We start from the raw sequence: 20,829 nt of genomic DNA, 5'->3' as shown, positions 1-20,829 counted from the left end.
GGGATGGCTCATGGCCACAGCTCCTTTCGGGGCAACGGAATCTCGGCTTGGGGAGAGCGGGCGCTCCCGCACAACAGGAGCCCTTCGGCTTGGTCGCAGCCAGGACCAGCCATCGAGACGGACGGCTCCGCGACGAAGGGGACTCGCTGCGGGCGGCACCTCGCCCTCGCCTGGGATTCGGCGCGGCCTGGGCGGCGGGTCATGCGCGCAGCTCCTTCAGGACCAGGCGGGCGGCGGTGGCCAGTGGGCCCTTCGCGTTGCGGGGGAAGCGGCCCCGCTCCAGCGTTTCGGCCAGGCCCGGTTCTGGGCGCATCTGGGTCAGCAGGGGGATGCCGATGACTTCGGCCATTTCGGCGGCCTGGAGGTTGCCGGGGGACGGGCCGCGCACCACCAGGCGGAGGTTGCGGCCCTGGGTCAGCAGGCGGGAGGCGACGCGGCCGGCTGCTGCGGCTGCTCGCACCTCGGCCGGTACGACCAGGATCGTCAGGTCTGTGCGGTCCAGGGCCGCGGAGGCGGCGGCCGTCGGATGGCGGGGCAGGTCGCACACGACCGTGCAACCGGAGCGGCGGCCCGCGTCCAGGACTGCGGCTACCGCTGCGGGTTCCGGGTCGGGGCCCGCTCGGTCGCACGCCAGGATGCTCAGGCTGCCCGAGGTGGGCAGGGCGGAGCGGAGGGCGGACATCGGGACTCTGCCGCCGCTGCAGTGCACGCCCGGCCAGCGGGCGCCCTCGTCGGACTCGGTGCCCAGGGCCAGGTCGATGCCGCCGCCCAGCGGGTCGCAGTCGACGAGCATGGCCTCGCCGCCCGCGGCGACTGCCTCGCGGCCGCAGGCTATGGCCAGGATCGAGGCGCCTGAGCCGCCGCGGCCGCCCACGAAGGACACCACTCGGCCACGGTCGGACGGCGGGCCCTCGCCGACGTCGGCGAGAGCACTCACCAGGGAGCGGCCCTCCAGCGGCAGTTCCAGGACGCCGTCGGCGCCCAGGGCCACGGCGGGTGCCCAGGGCGGGTCGCCTCCGTGGACGACCAGGACGCCGGAGCGGCGCGGGAGGTTCGCGTCCAGGCAGGCGGAGACCGCTGCCGGGTCGAGCAGAACCAGGGGTGCGCTGTGCCATTGCGAGCGCAGCGACGTCACGTCGGGGGCGCGGGAGAGCTCGCAGTCGGCGGCCGCGGCCATGCGGAGGACCTCGTCGAGGAGGTCCGGGTCTGTGAGCAGGGCGATGGGGTGGGGCATGGGGTCCACGGTGCTGAGTCGTGATGAACGACACAACGAGCGAAGATCCAGATGTGGACAAATCGCCGGGTGTGGACAAGTCGCGATCTTGGAGGCCCTGGAGCGCCGGAAGTGTCGGACCCTTGTGCGACGCTGAGGGGTTGGGGACCGGAACCGGCGTAAAGGACGGCAGAGGTCCAGTCGCGGTCACCGGGAAACGGGACGTGGATATGGGACGACCCCCGCCAGGGGGGAGGGACGGGGGTCGTCAATGGTTCAGTCCCGGGGGGTCGGACTGAACCCGTCCGTCGAACCGGACTCTCCTACTGTATCCCCATGCGCCAGTGCCGCGCGCAACTTCGGCAACAGCTGCGGGCCAAGTTTCGGTAACCGTGCCGCACAAAGGTTTCGTACACGAACGAAATGCCGCCCGAACGGCCTACTGACGAGTACACCTAAGCTGAGGTACATGAGTCGGATCGCCGCCTTCTTCGACCTCGACAAGACCGTGATCGCGAAGTCGAGCACGCTGGCGTTCAGCCGTCCCTTCTTCCAGGAGGGGCTGATCAACCGCCGAGCGGTTCTGAAGAGCGCATATGCCCAGTTCGTGTTCATGCTCGCCGGTGCGGACGCGGACCAGATGGACCGGATGCGCGCGCACATCACGGCACTGGCCGCGGGGTGGGACGTCGAGCAGATCCGCAGCATCGTCAACGAGACCTTGCACGACATCGTCGACCCGTTGGTTTACAAAGAGGCGACGCAGTTGATCGCCGATCACAAGGCGGAGGGTCACGACGTCGTCATCGTGAGCGCTTCCGGGGAAGAACTCGTCGCCCCCATTGCCCAGATGATCGGCGCCGATTACAGCGTCGGAACGAAGATGGTCGTCAACGACGGCCGCTACACCGGCGATGTCGAGTTCTACTGCGCGGCCGACAACAAGGCGGTCGCGATCAAGCAGCTCGCCGCCGAGCACGGTTACGACCTCGCGAAGAGCTACGCCTACTCGGACTCCGTCACGGACCTGCCGATGCTCGAGGTCGTCGGCCATCCGACCGTGGTGAACCCGGACAGGGGCCTGCGCCGCACCGCCGTGCAGAAGGACTGGCCGGTGCTGCAGTTCTCGGACCCGGTGAGCCTGCGGTCCCGCATCCCCACGCCGTCGGGCAAGGCGGTCGCCGTCACGGCCATCAGCCTCGGTGCGGTCGCCGCCGCCGGTGCCGCCTGGTACGGCCTGCGGCGCAGGCGCAACCGCGACTGAAGTCAAGTCCTCAGCGGACAACAGAGCCCTTCGAGACCGGTACCCACGAGTAGCGGCAACACCATGCACACGTGGTGCCCGCGTGAGTGCAGGCCGCCGCCCTGTCAGCGGTACCGGAACATGTACAAAACCTCACAAATGCTGAAACCGCAGGACTTTCACTACTGAACGTGGCTTGAACGGTGCACCCGTCCGAGCCCTTGCTGTGACCGGCCCCACGCACTTAAATGGTGGTGCGGACCTCGGGTCGGCCAGGGACCTGGCGAAGAGAAGCCAGACTCCACCCCGACAGGGCTCCGTGCGCGGACTTCGAGTACCCACGCGCAGCACGCCGCGGGAGGCTTGTCGTCTAGGGCCTGCGTACCGGGACGCCGGACGCCGAGGCCATGGTTGTACGACACGAGTTGCACGCTTGGTAACTCGCAAGCCCGCGCTGTCGACGGGGCACCCTTCCGGGGGTGCCCCGTCTGCTTGTGTGCTGAAGAAAATGCCGCCGAACGGCAGAATGTGCGCCCGTTGACCCACCACGCAGCCGTGAGTAACTTGCGAAATACACCAGTTACCTGTGGGAACATCACCGGGAGGCACGGACAAGTGCGGAAGATTGCCGCGTTGACGCTGGTCACAGCCATGGTCGCCCTCACGCCCGTGGCGAGAGCGGACGCCTCTGTGACGACGCTTCGCGGGATGTCGCTGGAGGAGAAGGTCGGCCAGCTGTTCGTCACGTACGTCAACGGCCAGGCCGCCGATGTCCCGCACCCCAAGAACCAGACCGACTTCGGCGTGGGCACCGCCGCGGAGATGGTGCGCAAGTACCGCCCTGGCGGCGTCATTTACTTCAACAACTCGACGCGCGACAACATCGACACCCCGAAGCAGATCGCGCAGCTCTCCAACGGCCTGCAGAAGGCCAGCAATATCCCGTTGCTCATCTCGATCGACCAGGAGATGGGCCAGGTCACGCGCATCGGCCCACCGGCCACGCAGCTGCCGGGCAACATGGCTCTCGGCGCCGGCCGTAGCACCCAGGACGCGGAAGAGGCCGCGCGCATCACCGCGCAGGAACTCCGCGCGATGGGCATCAACCAGAACTTCGCGCCGGACGCGGACGTCAACTCCAACCCGGCGAACCCGATCATCGGCGTGCGCAGCTTCTCGAGCGACCCCAAGCTCGCGGCCGACATGACGAAGGCCCAGGTCACGGGCTACGAGGGCCGCCGCTGGTTCGACAACGACTCGGTCACCTCGACGGCCAAGCACTTCCCCGGCCACGGCGACACGTCCGAGGACAGCCACACGAGCCTGCCGGTCTCGAACCGCAGCCTCGACCAGTGGCGCCAGATCGACGCGCCGCCGTTCAAGGCCGCCATCGCCGCGAAGATCGACTCGATCATGACCGCGCACATCCAGGTGCCGCAGATCGACCCGTCCGGCGAGCCGGCCACGCTCTCCCACAAGGTCATCACCGGTCTGCTGAGGGAGGAGCTCGGTTACGACGGCGTCGTCATCACCGACTCGCTGGAGATGGCCGGCGTCCGCAAGCTGCACCCCAACGACGCGGAGATCCCGGTCCTCGCCCTCAAGGCGGGCGTCGACCAGCTGCTGATGCCGCCGAACCTCGGCCTCGCGATCGACAGCGTCGTCAAGGCCGTCCGCAGCGGTGAGCTCACCGAGCAGCGCATCGACCAGAGCGTCCTGCGCATCCTCAAGATGAAGCTCATGCGCGGCGTCATGCTCAACGCCGAAGTCGACGTCGACAAGGTCGACCAGATCGTCGGCTCCAACACCCAGGCCGCCCAGCGCATCGCCGACCGCACCATCACCGCCGTCCGCAACGACGGCCAGGCGATCCCGCTCAACGCACAGGCCCCTCTCGTCGTCGGCACCAGCGACGCCCCTGCCGCGACCCTCGCCACCAGGCTCAAGGCGACGAAGGTCGTCACCGCGACCAGCCCGACCCCCGCTCAGGTGCAACAGGCGCTGGCAGCGGCGGCCAACGCCGACAAGATCGTCGTGCTGACCAACGGCGCGAGCACCAGGCCGGCCCAGCTCGACCTGCTCAACCAGCTGATCGCCACGGGCAAACCGGTCATCGCGGTCGCCACGGGCGTGCCCTACGACGTGGCCCACGGCAACGCCAAGACGTGGCTCGCCACCTACTCGACCACGACCGTCTCCATGGAGGCGCTCGCCAAGGTCCTGCTCGGCGAGACCAAGCCGCAGGGCAAGCTCCCCGTCGACGTGCCAGGCCCGACTCCCTACCCGTTCGGACACGGAGTGACCTGGTGAGAAGGCGGCAGTTCCTCGCAGCAAGCGCACTGTCCGTCCCGCTCGCCACCGCAGGAACCGCCACCGCGGCACCGAGGCTCACCACCGGTGCACAACAGCTCGCCCAGGACGGCTGGCGCAGGCTCAAGGGCCGCAAGTTCGGCGTGCTCACGAACCCGACCGGCATCCTCACCGACCAGACCCACATCGTCGACTCGATGGTCGCCCATGGCGCCAAACCGGCCGCGGTGTTCGGCCCGGAACACGGCTTCCGCGGCACGGCACAGGCCGGCGGCTCCGAGGGCGACTACGCAGACCCACGCACCGGCATCCCGGTGTACGACGCGTACGGCGCCAACGCCACCAAGCTCCAGGCGATGTTCGCCAAGGCGGGCATCGACACCGTCGTCTTCGACATCGCCGACGTGGGCGCGCGGTTCTACACCTACATCTGGTCGATGTACACGGCGATGCAGGCCGCCCCGAACCTGCACTTCCTCGTCCTCGACCGCCCGAACCCCATCGGCGGCAAGGCGAACGGCCCGCAGCTCGACCCCGCCTACGCCACCGGCGTCGGCCTGAAGCCGATCGTCCAGCAGCACGGCATGACCGTCGGCGAACTGGCCCGCTTCTTCCAAGGCGAGTTCGACGTCAAAACCAACCTCGAAGTGGTCGACGTGAAGGGCTGGCGCAGAGACCAGCTCGACACCGGCCTGCCGTGGGTGCCACCGAGCCCGAACATGCCGACGCGGGACACCGCGCTGGTCTACCCCGGCACGTGCCTGTTCGAGGGCACGGTGCTGTCGGAGGGCCGCGGCACCACCCGCCCGTTCGAAACCGTCGGCGCGCCTGGTATCGACTGGCGCTGGGCCGAGTCACTGAACGCGTTGAACCTCAAGGGAGTCCGGTTCCGCGAGACCTACTTCGCGCCGACGTTCAACAAGTTCCAGGGCACGACCTGCGGTGGTGTCACCCTGCACGTCACCGACCCTCACGAGTTCGACGCGATCAAGGCAGCCGTCGCCATGCTGATCACCGCGAAGTCGTTGTACCCCACCGTGTTCGCGTGGCGGCCCGACAACTGGATCGACAAGCTCAGCGGCTCCGACCGGCTCCGCGGGATGATCGACGCCCAGGCACCCCTGGACGAGATCGCCGGTGCGTGGCAGCAGGAGCTGCAGCAGTTCCGCCGCACCCGCCTGCCCTACCTGCGCTACCGGTGAGGACGCCATGCTCATCCCCGCACTGGCCGTCGCCGTCGTGACGGCCGCGGTCCCCGGCCACTTCGACCAGCCCCAGGACGGTTTCGCGCACCCGTGGACGACGCTGCGCGAGTCCAACCCGTACTGGGCGAACCTCGACCCGGACCCGATCAACTCCGCCCTGCGCCAGGTCCGCGACTTCACCAAACCCCAGGCCAACGGCAAACCTCTCTTCGCCGGCGCCGTCACGATGTACGTGCACGACGGCAAGATCGTCACGCACGACCGCACGGGCTACGCCGTTCTCTACCAGGACCAGCAAACCCAGCTGCCAGAAGAAGAACGCGTCCCGATGCAGAGGGACACGATCTTCGACTTCGCCTCGATCTCCAAGCTCTTCACGTCGATCGCCGTGATCCAGCAGGTCGAGAACGACAAGATCGACATCGACGAGAAGGTCGCCCACTACCTGCCCGAGTTCGGCGTGAACGGCAAGGAGAACATCACCGTCAAGCAGCTCCTCACACACACGAGCGGCCTCGAACCGTTCATCGCGTTGTGGAAGCTGTACCCGGACGTCCCGTCGCGCATCAAAGCCGTGATGGACGTGAAGCCGAAGTCCACGCCCGGCACCACCTACATGTACTCCGACCTCAACCTGATCACGCTCGGCGAGCTCGTCCACAAGGTCAGCGGGAAGCGCCTCGACGACGCCGTGCGAGACGGCATCACCAAGCCGCTCGGCATGAAGGACACCGGTTACAACCCGAAAGCCAAGAATCGCACCGCCGCAACGGAGTTCCAGTCCGCACCGCCACGCGGCATGATCCGCGGTGAGGTGCACGACGAGAACGCGTGGTCCCTCGGAGGAGTCGCCGGCCACGCTGGCGTCTTCGGCACCGCCAGAGACCTCGCCGTCCTCGGCCAGACGATCCTCAACGGCGGCACCTACCAGGGCCGCCGGATCCTCACCGAGCACTCCGTCGAGCTGATGCTCACGAACTTCAACCAGCAGTTCCCGGACAATGCCCACGGACTCGGCTTCGAACTCGACCAGCGCTGGTACATGGGTGCGCTGAGCAGCAAGGGCACCGCGGGCCACACCGGCTACACCGGCACGTCGTTCGTGATCGACAAGTCCTCGCGGTCGATCGCGATCCTGCTGACCAACCGCGTGCACCCGTCGCGTGACTGGGGCAGCGTGAACCCCGCCCGCCGGGTCGTCGCCGACGGACTGGCCAACGCGCTCGCGGTCAAGTCGCACGGAAAGCAGTGGCGCGCAACGACTTCCGGCGGAACCCTCACCGCGGAACGCCCGGTCGAGGTCTTCGTCGACGTCGACAAGGGCGACAAGCTGACCATCCAGCAGTGGGACGGCACGCAGTGGCAGGACGTCCGCACGATCACCACCACTGAACGCCGATGGGTCGCCACCGAGCCGAAGAAGTCCCGGTTCGTCTACACCAAGGCGGGCCAGTACAACGGCCGTGGCGTCTACGTCCACGCACGCGGCGACGTCACGGCCGAAGGCTGGTCATTGGCACGCCGCTAGCACCTCCGTGAACGCAGGGAGCGCCCGCGGAAACGCGGGCGCTCCGAAGCTCACGACGATCCCCGTGCGGTCGTCGTCGCTGTTCTCGTGTCGGAACCGCGAGAGAGGATTGACTTCGATCCCACGCTGACGAGCCGTCTGCACGATGGCGGTTTCGTGCGGGGTGTCGAGCACAGCGTGCATCCCGGCCGCGATGCCGGAGATCTCCGCGTACGGCGAGACGGCTTCCACGAGCCGGTCACGCCGCCGTTGGTACTTCAACCGCATCCGCCGCACATGGCTGTCGTACGCCCCGCATGCGAGGAAGTCCGCCAACGTCAGCTGGTCGAGCATGCTGATGTACTGCTCGCGATCGGTCTTCAACGCCAGGATCGGGTCGACGAACCGGTCCGGCAGCACCATCCACGCGATCCGCAACGCCGGCGACAACGCCTTGCTGGACGTGCCGAGATACGCCACGTGCTCCGGATCCAGGCCCTGCACCGCCCCGACGGGCTGCCGGTCGTAGCGGAACTCGCCGTCGTAGTCGTCCTCCAGCACAAGGCCGCCCACGCGCCGTGCCCACTCCACCGCCGACGCGCGCCGCCGTGGGTGCAGCGGACCGCCCAACGGGAACTGGTGCGCCGGCGTCAGCACGCACGCACGACGGTCATCGGGCAACTGCTCGGTGTTCGCGCCGTGGTCGTCGACGGGCAACGGCACCGTGGCCTTCCACAACGACCGGTGGAAGTCCAGCCCGTACTCCTCGACGAGGACCGGCGGCTTCAGCAGCCGGTCGAACATCCGGATGGCGTCCGCGAAACCCGAACACACCACGATCCGCTCGGGATCGGCCCGCACACCGCGTGCCCGCGCCAGGTATTCGGCCAACGCCGTCCGCAGCTCGATCCGCCCCTGCGGATCTCCCGGCCCGAACGCCTCCGACGGTGCCGCCATCAACGCCCGGCGCGTCGAGCGGACCCACTCCGCGCGGGGGAACTCGGTGATGTCCGGCGTCGACACCGTCAGGTCGAACCGCACGTCCGAGCCGGGCGCCGGGCGCTTCACCGGCGGTGGAGGCGCCACCCGCTGCGCGACAACGGTTCCCGAGCCCTGCCGCGCGGTCAGCCAGCCTTCGGCGACCAGCTCGGCGTACGCCTCGGCGACGGTGTTCCGCGCGATCCCGAGATCGGCGGCCAACGACCGTGAGGCGGGCAGCCGGGTCCCGGGAGGCAGGCGCGCCGAACGGACTGCTTCGCGCAGCGACGCCGTCAACCGCTGCCGCAGGCCACCCGGACCGGACAGGTCGAGGTGGAAGTCAAGATTGGCCCACGATTCCACGACCGAATTGCACCACGCCTCGGGCCAATCGGCGCCATAGGTTTGTCGACATGACGAACCGCATCGACCTCGCCAAGAACGCTCCGAAGGTCTACCGCGCCATGATCGCTCTCGACGCCGCCGCCAGCGAGGGCATCGACCCGCAGCTGGCCGAGCTGGTCAAGATCCGCGCCTCCCAGCTGAACCACTGCGCCTACTGCCTCAACATGCACACGGTCGACGCCCGGAAGGGTGGTGAGACCGAGGCACGCATCTACCTGCTCAACGCGTGGCAGGAGGCGGGCGACCTCTACACCGAGAAGGAGCAGGCCGCGCTGCTGCTGACCGAGGCCATCACGGTCCTGAGCAGCCACGAGTACGTCAGCGACGAGGTCTACGAGCGTGTGGCGAAGCACTTCGACGAGAAGGAGCTCGCCCAGCTCATCGCGCTGATCTTCACCATCAACTCATGGAACCGGATCGCGGTGTCCACCCGAAAGGTGCCCGACGTTCGGTGACATGCCGCGCCGAACTCACCCTCATCGGGTGACTTTTGGACACACTTGGGGTGAGTTGGCCACACACTCCGTTGACCCTCGCAGTGGCGGTTAGTAAGTTTCCCACGTGTCCACTGAGAGCAGTGCCGAGTCCAGTCCGCTGGTGAAGATCCGGTCCTTGCTGCCGGGTCTCGCGCGCGCCGAGCAGCGCGTCGCGAAGGTGGTGCTGGAGAACCCGGCGTCGGTCGCGCACCGCAGCATCACCGAGGTCGCCGAGCAGGCGGGCACCAGTGAGACGACGGTGACGCGGTTCTGCAAGGCCATCGGCGTCGGCGGGTACCCGGAGCTGCGCATCGCGCTCGCCGCCGACACCGCCCGCAGCGCCGCCCGTGCCAACCACGACATGGGCGGCGACATCGGGCCGGGCGACGACCTGCGCCAGGTCGTCGGCAAGGTCGCGTTCGCCGACGCCCGCGCCGTCGAGGAGACCGCCGAGCAGCTCGACATCGAGTCACTCGACCGAGTGGTTCAGGCCGTCGCGGGCGCCCGGCGCGTCGACGTCTACGGCTTCGGCGCCTCGGCGTTCGTCGCGTTCGACCTGCAGCAGAAGCTGCACCGCATCGGCCGCACCTGCTTCGCGTGGAACGACACGCACATCGCGCTGACCTCCGCCGCCGTGCTGACCGACGAGGACGTCGCTGTCGGCATCTCGCACACCGGCTCGACCGTGGAGACCGTCGAGGCGCTGCGGGTGGCCAAGGAGGCGGGCGCCACGACCGTCGCGCTGACGAACTTCCCGCGCTCCCCGATCACCGAGGTCGCCGACCTCGTGCTGACCACGGCCGCGCGCGAGACCACGTTCCGCTCCGGCGCCATGGCGAGTCGCATCGCGCAGCTCACCGTGATCGACTGCCTGTTCATCGGCGTCGCCCAGCACCACGTGGACACGGCGAAGACCGCCCTGGAAGCGACCTACGAAGCGGTGTCCGGTCACCGGCTCGGTGCGAGACCAGACGGCCGCCGACGGCCTCGGGAGACGACTAAATGATCTCCCCCCGGAACGGTGTGGTGGTGCGCGTGGAATCTCCGACCGAACAACGGAACCCTCGCACCACGGACATCGACCGGGTCCCCACGATCGACGTGCTGCGGATGATCAACGACGAGGACCGCACCGTCCCGTCCGCCGTCGCCGAGGCACTGCCGGAGCTGGCCCGCGCGGTCGACCTGGGCGTCACCGCGATCAGGTCGGGCGGGCGCGTCCACTACGTCGGCGCGGGCACCTCGGGCCGTCTGGCGACGCTGGACGCCGCCGAGCTGGTGCCGACGTTCAACGCTCCCGCCGACTGGTTCGTCGCCCACCACGCCGGTGGCTCCGAGGCCCTCGTCCGCGCGGTCGAGGAGGTCGAGGACCACTCCGCCGCCGCGCAGATCCGTCGTGCGGCGACCGCGACGGACGTGGTCGTCGGCATCACGGCGTCCGGACGCACGCCGTTCGTGATCGGTGCTTTGGAAGAGGCGCAAGCGCTTGGCGCCCACACCGTGCTGGTGTCGAACAACGCGTCGGTGCCGTTCACCCCGGACGTCCTGGTCGCGCTGAACACGGGCCCGGAGGCGATCGCCGGCTCGACCAGGATGAAGGCGGGCTCGGCACAGAAGCTGGTGCTGACATCGTTCTCGACCGCGGTGATGATCAAGCTCGGCCGCACCTACTCGAACCTGATGGTCAGCATGCGGGCGACCAACGCCAAGCTGCGCGGCCGGACGATCCGGATCCTGCACGAGGCCACCGGCCTGCCCGTCGGCGACTGCGAACAGGCGCTGGCGGAAGCGTCCGGCGACCTCAAGGTGGCGCTGGTGCACCTGCTGTCGGGCGTGCCGACCGAACGTGCGGCCGCCGCCCTGGAGGACACGGAGGGCCACGTCCGCAACGCGTTGAACCGCCTAGCCGGGTAGGACAGGACGCCACGGGATCGGCGTCGACAGCACCATCGCGCTCGACGTCTCTCCGTGGCTCGCGAGCCGGACCAGCAACCGCTCCAGCTCCTGGATGGACGTCGTGACGACCTTCACCACCGAGCAGATCTCCCCCGTCAGCCGCACCACCTCGACGACCTCCGGGACGTCGTCGAGCAGCTCCGGGTGGACCGTGATGCACCTCGGGCCGTAGCACTTCATGCGCACCAATGCGACGACCGGACGCCCGACGACGGTCGGGTCGACCACGGCGCGATAGCCGGTGATCGCGCCCATGTTCTCCAGGCGGCGGACCCGTTGGGCGACCGTCGGCGGTGAGACGTGCACGCGACGTGCGAGCTCGTTGTACGACAGGCGAGCGTCCTCTTGGAGAGCCTCCAACAGGGCCTTGTCGACGTCGTCCAGCATGAACGCAAAGCTACCCCGCGATCTGTTTTGTGTTTGAAAGAAGTTCGGGGCGAACGCCTTTCGTCATCCATTCAGGTGAGAGGCCGTTCGAGCGAGGATTGAGGCATGAGCTGCCCCGTGTCCCCCAAGCTGGATTTCGGCGGCACCACGCCGTACGAGGACTACGTGCACGCGTCGGTGCTGCACACCCTTCAACAGCAGTGGTCCAAAGATCCGCGTGAGATGTCGTTCCTGGTCATCACGCAGGTGATGGAGCTGTACTTCGGACTGCTCTGCTTCGAGTGGCGGCAGGCCCAGAGCGAGCTCCGCGCCGATGACCTCCGCGCTGCCGTCCGCACGCTGCGCAGGTCTGATCTGCACCTGCAGGCGTTGTCCGCGGCGTGGCGGCCGATCGCGCGCATGACGCCGACCGAGTTCAACTCGTTCCGCGACGCGCTCGGCGAGGGCTCGGGCTTCCAGTCGGGCATGTACCGCGAGATGGAGTTCCTGCTCGGCGAGAAGTCCGCGTCGATGCTCGTGCCGCACCGGGCGGTGCCGGCGATGCACGCGCAGCTGGAGGAGTCGCTGTCCAAGCCGTCGCTCTACGACGACGTGCTGGCCGCGTTGAAGCGCCGCGGTTTCGACATTCCGCAGAGCGTCCTCGACCGCGACCTCACCAAGGCCTACGAGGCGTCGCCGGAGGTCGAGCAGGTGTGGGCGGAGATCTACCGCGGCGACGACCGCGACCTGCTGGAGCTCGGCGAGGCGCTGACCGACATCGCCGAGGAGTTCGCGCGCTGGCGCTACGACCACCTGCTCGCCACCCGCCGTTCGATGGGCGCGAAGGTCGGCACCGGCGGGTCCGCAGGTGTTGCCTGGTTGGAGAAGCGCACCCAACGGTCGGTGTTCCCCGAGCTGTGGACTGCCAGGAGCTACGTGTGAAGCGTGAGCTGTTCGACATCCCAGAAGGCGTCATCTACCTCGACGGCAACTCGCTCGGCGCACCGCCGAAGCACGTCGCCGAGCGGATGCAGGAGGTCGTGAAGCACCAGTGGGGCACGCGGCTGATCCGCTCGTGGTCCGAGGGCTGGTGGGAGGCGCCGCAACGGATCGGTGACCGGATCGGCAGGCTGATCGGGGCCGCCGAAGGGCAGGTCGTCGTCGGCGACTCGACGTCGGTCAACGTCTTCAAGGCGTTGATGGGCGCGGTGAAGGGCACCGATCGCACCGAGATCGTGTGCGACGAGTCGACGTTCCCGACGGACGGCTACATCGCGCAGTCCGCGGCCTCGTTGGCGGGACTGAAGATCCGGGCGGCCCATCCGTCCTCTTTGGACCTCACCGACGAGACCGCCGTGGTGCTGCTCAACCACGTCGACTACCGGACCGGCGCGCTCAACGACATGAAGGCGCTCACCGAGCAGGCGCACGAGATCGGCGCGCAGGTGGTCTGGGACCTCTGCCACAGCGCGGGCGTGCTGCCGATCGAGCTGGACGCGCTGGACGTCGACTTCGCGATCGGCTGCACCTACAAGTTCCTCAACGGCGGACCGGGCTCGCCCGCGTACATCTACGTGCCGCACGAGAAGCAGGCGGGTTTCGAGAACCCGCTCTCCGGCTGGAACGGGCACCGCGAGCCGTTCGCCATGGCGCCGAGCTACGAGCCGGACCCCGGCATCGTCCGGGCACGGGTCGGCACGCCGGACATCCTGTCGATGCTGGCGCTCGACGCCGCGCTGGACGTGTGGGACGACGTCGACCTCGCCGAGCTGCGGCAGCGGGGCCTCAAGCTGACCGCGTTGTTCCGCGAGCACGTCGAGAAGCTCACGAACCTCGAAGTGATCACGCCCGAGGTCCGCGGCAACCAGATCTCGGTGCGCTGCCCGGACGCCAAGGCCGTGATGGACGAGCTGATCGCGCGCGGCGTCATCGGCGACCACCGGCCGCCGGACGTCCTCAGGTTCGGCTTCGCGCCGCTCTACGTGACCGACGAGGACGCGATCAGGGCGGCCGAGGTCCTGGCAGAGATCACCCGGTGAGCGCGGCGTCCGCGATGCTGCGCGCCTCGCGGGCGCCCGCCTCCAACGCCGAGCACACGAACAGGATCCACTGAGCGAGGCCCTCCAGCGTCCCGGAGGCGAACGCCACGGACGCGGCCTCGTACTCGGAGGCCCTCCTCAAACAAGCCACCTCCGGCACGCCGAGGCCCTTGGGGTCGAGGCCGGTGGAGATCGACGTCAGCCGGGAAGCCGCCCGCGCCACCACACCGTTGGCGACCTCGAAGGGTGCCAGGCCGAGCAGTTCGCCGTGCACCACCGCGACGAGCACCGGCGCCGGCACGGACGTTCCGCCGGTGACGAGCGACGCGAGCAGGTCGAGCCGTTGCGACACGTCCTCGGACACCCGCGGGCGACCGAGGTCGGACGCCAGGTCCGCGGCGGCCAGGACGTGCAGGCGGGCGAGAGCCTGCAACGGCGCGCGCTGCCACGTGCCGACGAGACCACCGAGCGCCTCCGCGACCCGCAACGACCCGGCCAGCACGGGATCGGAGACCTCACCGGACGTCGGGATCTCGGTCGGCCCGCCCTCCAGAGCCGCCGACGCACGGGCGGCGCGGACGGACGCCTCGGCCGCGGTCGTGGCCCAGCCGCGCAGGTTCACCCGATGACGGTGCACCTGGAAGACGGCGTCCTTGGCCGCGTTGGCGGCGTCGGCCACACCGGGCAACGAAAGCAGCGGAGCAAGCGGATCGGTCACGGTCGCGCAGAGTACCTGACCAGGTGAAACGCGTGATCCAGCTCACTGACGAGACCGTTGAGCGCGCAACTTCGCCCGTTCAACGCGCCGTACGTGCTTCAACCAGACAAAACGGGTTACACAATGACAGCTGTGTAACGAACCTCCCAATATTGGTCTGAACCTTTTGAGGGAGGAGCCTGTTGGAAGTGAACTGGCTCGCACTACGGTCAGTACTCGCATCCCCAACCGGTCTGGACTTTCCAGGAGGTCTCGCACCATGACGCAGTCGCCAGGCCAGGGCCAAGCTCTGGACAACCTGCTCACGGAGAGCAGGACGTTCCCGCCCTCCGACGACTTCGCGGCACAGGCGAACGCGAAGCCCGACCTGTACGAGGAGGCGAAGGCCGACCGCGAGGCGTTCTGGGCGAAGCAGGCGGAGCGGCTGCACTGGGACACCAAGTGGACGCAGGTGCTGGACTGGTCGGACGCGCCGTTCGCCAAGTGGTTCGTGGGCGGCAAGCTCAACGTCGCCTACAACTGCGTCGACCGGCACGTGGAGTCCGGCCACGGTGAGCAGGTCGCGATCCACTGGGAGGGCGAGCCGGGCGACTCCCGCGCCATCACCTACGCCGAGCTGCAGCGCGAGGTCTCCAAGGCCGCCAACGCGTTGACGTCGCTGGGGATCGGCGCCGAGGACCGCGTGGCGATCTACATGCCGATGGTGCCCGAGGCGATCTTCGCGATGCTCGCGTGCGCCCGTCTCGGCGCGATGCACAGCGTCGTGTTCGGCGGCTTCTCCGCGGAGGCGCTGCGCACCCGCATCGAGGACTCCGAGTGCAAGCTCGTGATCACGACGGACGGCCAGTACCGCCGCGGCAACCCGGCCCCGCTCAAGCCCTCCGTGGACGAGGCCGTCGCCGGCGCGCCGTCCGTGGAGAAGGTGCTCGTCGTCAAGCGCACGAACACCGAGGTCGCGTGGACCGACAAGGACGTGTGGTGGCACGAGCTGGTCGACTCGCAGTCCGATCAGCACACGCCGGAGGCGTTCGACTCCGAGCACCCGCTCTTCATCCTCTACACCTCGGGCACCACGGGTAAGCCGAAGGGCATCCTGCACACGTCCGGCGGTTACCTCACGCAGGCGTCGTACACGCACTACAACGTGTTCGACCTCAAGTCGGACACCGACGTCTACTGGTGCACCGCGGACATCGGCTGGGTCACCGGCCACAGCTACATCGTCTACGGCCCGCTGTCGAACCGCGTGACGCAGGTCGTCTACGAAGGAACGCCGAACACCCCGCACGAGGGCCGCCACTGGGAGATCGTGCAGAAGTACGGCGTCTCGATCTACTACACGGCGCCGACGCTGATCCGCACGTTCATGAAGTGGGGCGCGGACATTCCGGCGAAGTACGACCTGTCCTCGCTGCGCGTGCTGGGTTCGGTCGGCGAGCCGATCAACCCCGAGGCGTGGATCTGGTACCGGGAGAACGTCGGCGGCGGCCAGGCCCCGATCGTCGACACGTGGTGGCAGACCGAGACCGGCGCAATCATGATCTCGCCACTGCCCGGTGTCGTGTCGACCAAGCCCGGCTCGGCGCAGCGCCCGCTGCCCGGCATCGGCGCGAAGGTCGTCAACGACGAGGGCGTCGAGGTCCCGCACGGTGGCGGTGGCTACCTGGTGCTGGACGAGCCGTGGCCGTCGATGCTGCGCGGCATCTGGGGCGACGAGGAGCGCTACAAGGACACGTACTGGTCGCGCTTCGCCGAGCAGGGCTTCTACTTCGCCGGTGACGGCGCGAAGTACGACGACGACGGCGACATCTGGCTGCTGGGCCGCGTCGACGACGTGATGAACGTGTCCGGCCACCGCATCTCCACGACCGAGGTCGAGTCCGCGCTGGTCTCGCACCCGACCGTGGCCGAGGCGGCCGTCGTCGGCGCGTCCGACGCGACCACGGGCCAGGGCATCGTGGCGTTCGTGATCCTCCGCGGCGGCGCGGGTGACGAGGCCGGCGGCGCCGAGGCGATCAAGGCGCTGCGCGACCACGTGGCCAAGGAGATCGGCCCGATCGCGAAGCCGCGCCAGATCATGGTCGTGCCGGAGCTGCCGAAGACGCGGTCCGGCAAGATCATGCGCCGTCTGCTCCGCGACGTCGCGGAGAACCGCGCCGTCGGCGACGTCACGACGCTGGCCGACTCGTCGGTGATGGACCTGATCTCGGCGGGACTGCAGTCGGGCAAGTCCGAGGACTGACCAGCTGATCTGCGCAAACGTGACGGGCGCCCTCTGCGGAGGGCGCCCGTTCGCGTTAAGATCGCATCAGGGTGAGCCGGGAAGTCTGGTCGGCGCGAGGTTTCGTGTACCCGCTGACCACCTTGGGAGCCCTGTGTCGCGCAAGAAGGCCGTTGTCGCCGAGTTCGCCCGCTACCTGCGCACGGAAACCGTGGGTGGCACTGTTCTGCTCGGAGCCACGGCCATAGCGCTCATCTGGGCCAACTCGCCGTTGTCCCCCGCCTACTTCGGGCTGCAGAACCTGCAAGCCGGACCGTTGTCCGTCGGCCAGTGGGCCACAGACGGATTGCTTGCCCTCTTCTTCTTCGTGGCCGGACTCGAACTCAAGCGCGAGCTCGTCGTCGGTGAGCTGTCGGAGTTCAAGGCCGCGATCCTGCCGGTGGTGGCGGCGATCGGCGGGATGATCGCTCCCGCGTTGATCGCGTTGACGATCGGCTGGGGTCAGCCGGGCATCGAGAAGGCCTGGGCGATTCCGGTGGCGACGGACATCGCGTTCGCGCTGGGCGTGCTGGCGCTGACGGCGTCCGGGCTGCCGTCGAGCCTGCGGGTGTTCCTGCTGTCGCTCGCCGTGGTGGACGACCTGGGCGCGATCGTCGTGATCGCGGTCCTGTTCACGACGAAGTTCAACCTGCTCGCGGCGGGCGCGGTCGTGCTGCTGCTGGCGCTGTACTGGTTCCTGCAGCACAAGAGGATCACTTCGCCGTTGCTCTACGTGCCGATCGCGTTGGCCACGTGGTGGTTCATGCACGAGTCGGGCATCCACGCCACGATCGCGGGCGTCGCGCTGGCGTTGCTGACGCGGGTGAAGCGCGACCCGTACGAGCAGGAAGCGCCGGCGGTGCGGCTGGAGCACCGGCTGCAACCGTGGTCCGCCGGTGTGGCGGTACCGGTGTTCGCGCTGTTCGCGGCAGGTGTGCCGGTGGGCGCGGAGGCGTTCGGGAAGCTCTTCGCGGACAAGATCGCCATCGGCGTGATCGTCGGGCTCGTGGTCGGCAAGGTGATCGGGATCGTGGGCGCCTCGGCACTCGCCGTGTGGATCAAGGCGGCGGTGTGGCCGTCCGGTGCGGGGCCGCGGGACATCGTCGCGGTGGCGGTGCTGGGCGGGGTCGGGTTCACGGTCAGCCTGCTGATCGCGGAGCTCTCGCTCGGCCAGGCCGAGACCGCGAAGGCCGCCGTGCTGCTCGCCTCGATGATCTCCTCGCTGCTCGCCGCGGTGTTGCTCATTCGCCGCAGCCGCGCACATGGCACCATGTCCGGGTGACCACCAGGGAGCACATCGCGTCGATTCCGCTGACCGCAGACGATCCGACGGCCGAGGCGTCGATCGGCGGCCTCGTCCGTGACGCGACCACGCACATGTCGACTCTGGTCAGAGCAGAGTTCGAGCTCGCCAAGGGCGAGGTCGTGGCCGAGCTCAAGAAGGGTGCCAAGGGCAGCGCCTTCCTCGTCGTCGCGCTCGCGGTGCTGTCGTTCAGCATGTTCTTCCTCTTCATGACGCTCGGGTTCGGCTTCTCCGAGTGGTGGAACTGGCCCAGGTGGGCTGGCTTCGGGCTCGTGACGCTGCTGATGCTGATCACCGCCGGGGCCCTCGTCCTGCTGGGTGTGCGCAAGCTGAGGAAGATCCGGGCGCCGCAGAAGTCGATCGCGGCCGCGAAGGACACGGTCGCGGCCCTCACGCGCAGGGGCGACGACAACTGAGCCGCAAACCCGACCCGTCGGTGGTGCGGGTCGCGGGTCCGTGGACGCACCGCGACGTCTCGGCCAACGGCATCCGCCTGCACGTCGCCGAACTCGGCGAGGGCCCGCTCGTGCTGCTCCTGCACGGGTTCCCCGAGTTCTGGTGGTCGTGGCGGCACCAGCTGACCGCACTCGCCGAGGCCGGGTACCGCGCGGTGGCCGTCGACCTGCGCGGCTACGGCGACTCGGACAAACCACCCCGCGGCTACGACGGCTTCACGCTCGCCGGTGACATCGCGGGCCTGATCAAGGCGCTCGGCGCCCAACGCGCACACCTGGTGGGTCACGCGTGGGGCGGCGCGACGGCCTGGACGGTCGGCGCGATCCACCCGCGCCTGGTGTCGTCGATCTCGGTGCTCGCCGCACCTCATCCGCTGGCGCTGCGCCGGGCGTTCCGCAGGCATCCCCGCGTGAACTCCCACGTGCTGCGCTTCCAGCTGCCGATCTACCCCGAACGCTGGCTGACCGGCGAGAACGCCCTGCAGGTGGCCAAGCTGCTGTCGGCTTGGTCAGGTCCGAAGTGGCGGTCGGCCCGAGAGTTCGACGAGGTCATCCGCCGCTGCCGGCAGGCGATGATGGTGCCGGGCGTGGCCCACAGCGCGATGGAGTACTACCGCTGGGCGGTGCGCTCGCAGCTCCGCAGCGACGGCCGCCGGTTCGCCGAGGCCGTCGACAAGCCGACGCAGGTGCCGGTGCTGCAGATCCACGGCGCGCTGGACCCGATCACACGGGAGTCCTCCGCCCACGAGTCGCGGCAGTGGCTCGGCGCGGGGTCGGAGTTCCGGTGCCTGCCGGACGTGGGGCACTTCCCGAACCAGGAAGCACCCCACACCACCAGCAGGTTGATCACCGAGTTCCTGCGGAAGACGTCCTGAACGCATCCTGCAGCGTTCCCGCCGGGTCGTCCGGCAGATCGACTGAGCGCCAGGCGATGTAGCCGTCCGGCCTCACCAGTGAGGCGCCCTTTTCGGACAGTCCGAACGCGTCCAGCTGCTCGACCCGTTCGTACTGGACACCTGCTCGTTGTGCTGCCTCCTCCCACTGCGGGTGGTCCGCGACGAGCACCCAGCCGCGTTGAAAGAGGTCCAATGTGGACTTTCCAGGTTCGATCCACACGTGCGGCGCCCGCGTGCCGGGCTGACCGTTCCATTGCTCCGGGCGTTGCGCCGGCGGCAGTTCCGGCCCCGCGCCGAGCACCGCGTCCGAGCGGTAGAGCACGCCGTAGTGCATCGCGTTGTTGTCGTACAGCGTCGCGTCCTCCGGCTCGCGATCACGGTTGTGACCGTCGTTGCGCGCGAAGATCTGCTGGTGGCACAGCGATGCGACCGGGCGGCGTTCCGCGTCGTAGGTGTCCAACAAGGACGGGCGGGACTCACCGCTCACCACCGCCGCGAGCTTCCACGCGAGGTTATGCGCGTCCTCGATGCCGACGTTCGCCCCGAACCCGCCGCGGCTCGGCGGCAACGTGTGCGCGGCGTCGCCGGCCAGGAAGACCCGGCCCTTCGAGAACTGGTCGGCGACGCCGGCCGTGATCGTCCAGCGACCGGTGGTGATGATCTCGACGTCGAGGTCGTCGCGGCCGATCGCCCGGAAGATCAGCTGCCGCAGCTCGGCCTCGGTGTACTCGCGCTCGTCGAGCATGAGGAGCCAGCGCCCATCCCCGTAGGTGGTCAGGAAACCGACCCCCTCGACGATGAACTGACCGATCCCGTCCTTCAGGTACTCCTCCAGCGGCGCGCGGAACAGCACGCTGCGCGAGGTGTGCATGTGGCCGCGGCCGCTGCGGGTGATACCGAGCGACTCGCGGATCGGGCTGCGGTGCCCGTCCGCCGCGATCAGGTAGTCCGCGCGGATCTCGTACGGCTCACCGTCGCCCTGGACGACCGCCGTGACGCCGTCGTCGTCCTGCGTGAACTCCAGCATCCGGGTGCTCATCCGGATGTCCGCGCCGAGCTCGCGGGCCTTGTCCCGCAGCACCGGCTCCATCCTGTCCTGGGCCAGCGCCACGCCCTTGCTGGGCGAGTACTCGATGTCCGAGATCTCCTCCGGCGGGGTCCAGAAGGTCTCCTCGAACCGCTCCCCGACCAGGCTCGCGACCCGGACCCGCCGGACGCCGAAGCCCTTCGCCACCCTGCTCGCCGGTAGCCCTTCCTCCAGTCCCACCGCACGCAGCAACTCACCCGTGCGCGCCGTGAAGCCGACCGCCCGCGGGTGCAGTGAACTGCCCGGATGCTTTTCCACCAACGTCACGGGCACTCCGCGCCACGCCAGGAACAACGCGGCCGACGTTCCCGCGAGTCCCCCTCCAACGATCAACACCGAAGTCTTCACGACGTCCCCTCTCGATACGGCGTATCGTTCAATACACTGTATCGCTGCCAGACGCTGTATTGTC

18 protein-coding genes are annotated in these 20,829 nt (G+C 68.7%); 13 read left to right on the top strand and 5 right to left on the bottom strand.

The genetic code is table 11. The features are described from left to right. Window positions 1-199: 199 nt before the first annotated feature. Window positions 200-1,234, bottom strand: coding sequence for a septum site-determining protein Ssd (gene ssd, locus JOD27_RS08440; RefSeq protein ID WP_204761551.1), 1,035 nt, complete (start codon window positions 1,232-1,234; stop codon window positions 200-202). 448 nt (window positions 1,235-1,682) lie between these two features. On the opposite strand from ssd, the gene JOD27_RS08435 reads away from it, so the two are divergent. The 4 genes from JOD27_RS08435 to JOD27_RS08420 all read left to right on the top strand — a co-directional run bounded on the left by JOD27_RS08435 (window position 1,683) and on the right by JOD27_RS08420 (window position 7,499). Then, window positions 1,683-2,477, top strand: coding sequence for an HAD-IB family hydrolase (locus JOD27_RS08435; RefSeq protein WP_204761550.1), 795 nt, complete (start codon window positions 1,683-1,685; stop codon window positions 2,475-2,477). 630 nt (window positions 2,478-3,107) lie between these two features. Next, a complete protein-coding gene (locus JOD27_RS08430) occupies window positions 3,108-4,766 on the top strand; it encodes a glycoside hydrolase family 3 protein (protein ID WP_204762039.1) in 1,659 nt (552 codons plus the stop codon). After that, window positions 4,763-5,968: an exo-beta-N-acetylmuramidase NamZ family protein gene (locus JOD27_RS08425; RefSeq protein WP_204761549.1), complete on the top strand. Its 1,206-nt coding sequence runs from the start codon at window positions 4,763-4,765 to the stop codon at window positions 5,966-5,968. The genes JOD27_RS08430 and JOD27_RS08425 overlap by 4 nt, the downstream gene beginning before the upstream one ends. A gap of 7 nt (window positions 5,969-5,975) precedes the next feature. Next, a complete protein-coding gene (locus JOD27_RS08420; protein WP_204761548.1) occupies window positions 5,976-7,499 on the top strand; it encodes a serine hydrolase domain-containing protein in 1,524 nt (507 codons plus the stop codon). Here the strand turns inward: JOD27_RS08420 and pdxR are convergent. Beyond that, the gene (gene pdxR / locus JOD27_RS08415) at window positions 7,482-8,819 is read right to left on the bottom strand and encodes a MocR-like pyridoxine biosynthesis transcription factor PdxR (RefSeq protein WP_204761547.1); all 1,338 of its coding nucleotides are present in this window, start codon (window positions 8,817-8,819) and stop codon (window positions 7,482-7,484) included. The genes JOD27_RS08420 and pdxR overlap by 18 nt on opposite strands. A gap of 50 nt (window positions 8,820-8,869) precedes the next feature. Between pdxR and JOD27_RS08410 the strand changes: the two genes are divergently transcribed. From JOD27_RS08410 to JOD27_RS08400, 3 genes are all read left to right on the top strand, one after another. Beyond that, window positions 8,870-9,316: a carboxymuconolactone decarboxylase family protein gene (locus tag JOD27_RS08410; protein WP_204761546.1), complete on the top strand. Its 447-nt coding sequence runs from the start codon at window positions 8,870-8,872 to the stop codon at window positions 9,314-9,316. 106 nt (window positions 9,317-9,422) lie between these two features. Then, on the top strand, window positions 9,423-10,343 hold the full coding sequence (locus tag JOD27_RS08405) for a MurR/RpiR family transcriptional regulator (protein ID WP_204761545.1): 921 nt from the start codon (window positions 9,423-9,425) through the stop codon (window positions 10,341-10,343). Beyond that, the gene (locus tag JOD27_RS08400) at window positions 10,340-11,251 is read left to right on the top strand and encodes an N-acetylmuramic acid 6-phosphate etherase (protein ID WP_204761544.1); all 912 of its coding nucleotides are present in this window, start codon (window positions 10,340-10,342) and stop codon (window positions 11,249-11,251) included. The genes JOD27_RS08405 and JOD27_RS08400 overlap by 4 nt, the downstream gene beginning before the upstream one ends. On the opposite strand, the gene JOD27_RS08395 is transcribed toward JOD27_RS08400, so the two are convergent. Further along, window positions 11,240-11,680, bottom strand: a complete 441-nt coding sequence (locus tag JOD27_RS08395) for an Lrp/AsnC family transcriptional regulator (protein WP_204761543.1) — start codon at window positions 11,678-11,680, stop codon at window positions 11,240-11,242. The genes JOD27_RS08400 and JOD27_RS08395 overlap by 12 nt on opposite strands. A 105-nt stretch (window positions 11,681-11,785) precedes the next feature. On the opposite strand from JOD27_RS08395, the gene JOD27_RS08390 reads away from it, so the two are divergent. After that, window positions 11,786-12,601 carry a tryptophan 2,3-dioxygenase gene (locus tag JOD27_RS08390; protein ID WP_204761542.1) on the top strand — a complete coding sequence of 272 codons (816 nt, stop codon included), beginning with the start codon at window positions 11,786-11,788 and terminating at the stop codon, window positions 12,599-12,601. Further along, window positions 12,598-13,698 (top strand): kynureninase, encoded by a 1,101-nt coding sequence (kynU, locus tag JOD27_RS08385; RefSeq protein WP_307830009.1) that lies wholly within the window; start codon window positions 12,598-12,600, stop codon window positions 13,696-13,698. Before JOD27_RS08390 ends, kynU begins: the two co-directional genes overlap by 4 nt. Here the strand turns inward: kynU and JOD27_RS08380 are convergent. Then, window positions 13,688-14,416, bottom strand: coding sequence for an oxidoreductase (locus JOD27_RS08380; protein WP_204761541.1), 729 nt, complete (start codon window positions 14,414-14,416; stop codon window positions 13,688-13,690). The genes kynU and JOD27_RS08380 overlap by 11 nt on opposite strands. 259 nt (window positions 14,417-14,675) lie before the next feature. Here JOD27_RS08380 and acs point away from each other — a divergent pair, with 259 nt between their 5' ends. The 4 genes from acs (at window position 14,676) to JOD27_RS08360 (ending at window position 19,309) form a co-directional block, all read left to right on the top strand. Next, window positions 14,676-16,658 carry an acetate--CoA ligase gene (gene acs / locus JOD27_RS08375; RefSeq protein WP_204761540.1) on the top strand — a complete coding sequence of 661 codons (1,983 nt, stop codon included), beginning with the start codon at window positions 14,676-14,678 and terminating at the stop codon, window positions 16,656-16,658. Between the two features lie 133 nt (window positions 16,659-16,791). Further along, a complete protein-coding gene (gene nhaA / locus JOD27_RS08370; protein WP_204761539.1) occupies window positions 16,792-17,958 on the top strand; it encodes a Na+/H+ antiporter NhaA in 1,167 nt (388 codons plus the stop codon). Beyond that, window positions 17,955-18,395, top strand: a complete 441-nt coding sequence (locus JOD27_RS08365) for a phage holin family protein (RefSeq protein ID WP_307830007.1) — start codon at window positions 17,955-17,957, stop codon at window positions 18,393-18,395. The genes nhaA and JOD27_RS08365 overlap by 4 nt, the downstream gene beginning before the upstream one ends. Then, entirely contained in the window at window positions 18,392-19,309 is a 918-nt protein-coding gene (locus JOD27_RS08360; RefSeq protein WP_204762036.1) for an alpha/beta fold hydrolase, read from the top strand. The genes JOD27_RS08365 and JOD27_RS08360 overlap by 4 nt, the downstream gene beginning before the upstream one ends. Here the strand turns inward: JOD27_RS08360 and JOD27_RS08355 are convergent. Continuing rightward, window positions 19,281-20,765 carry an FAD-dependent oxidoreductase gene (locus tag JOD27_RS08355; protein ID WP_204761538.1) on the bottom strand — a complete coding sequence of 495 codons (1,485 nt, stop codon included), beginning with the start codon at window positions 20,763-20,765 and terminating at the stop codon, window positions 19,281-19,283. The genes JOD27_RS08360 and JOD27_RS08355 overlap by 29 nt on opposite strands. Window positions 20,766-20,829 lie beyond the last annotated feature (64 nt).

The organism is Lentzea nigeriaca (assembly GCF_016907955.1).
Taxonomy (GTDB): Bacteria; Actinomycetota; Actinomycetes; order Mycobacteriales; family Pseudonocardiaceae; genus Lentzea; species Lentzea nigeriaca.
The sequence above is the reverse complement of the archived record's forward strand: the minus strand, read 5'-3'. Positions and strand labels throughout refer to the sequence as shown.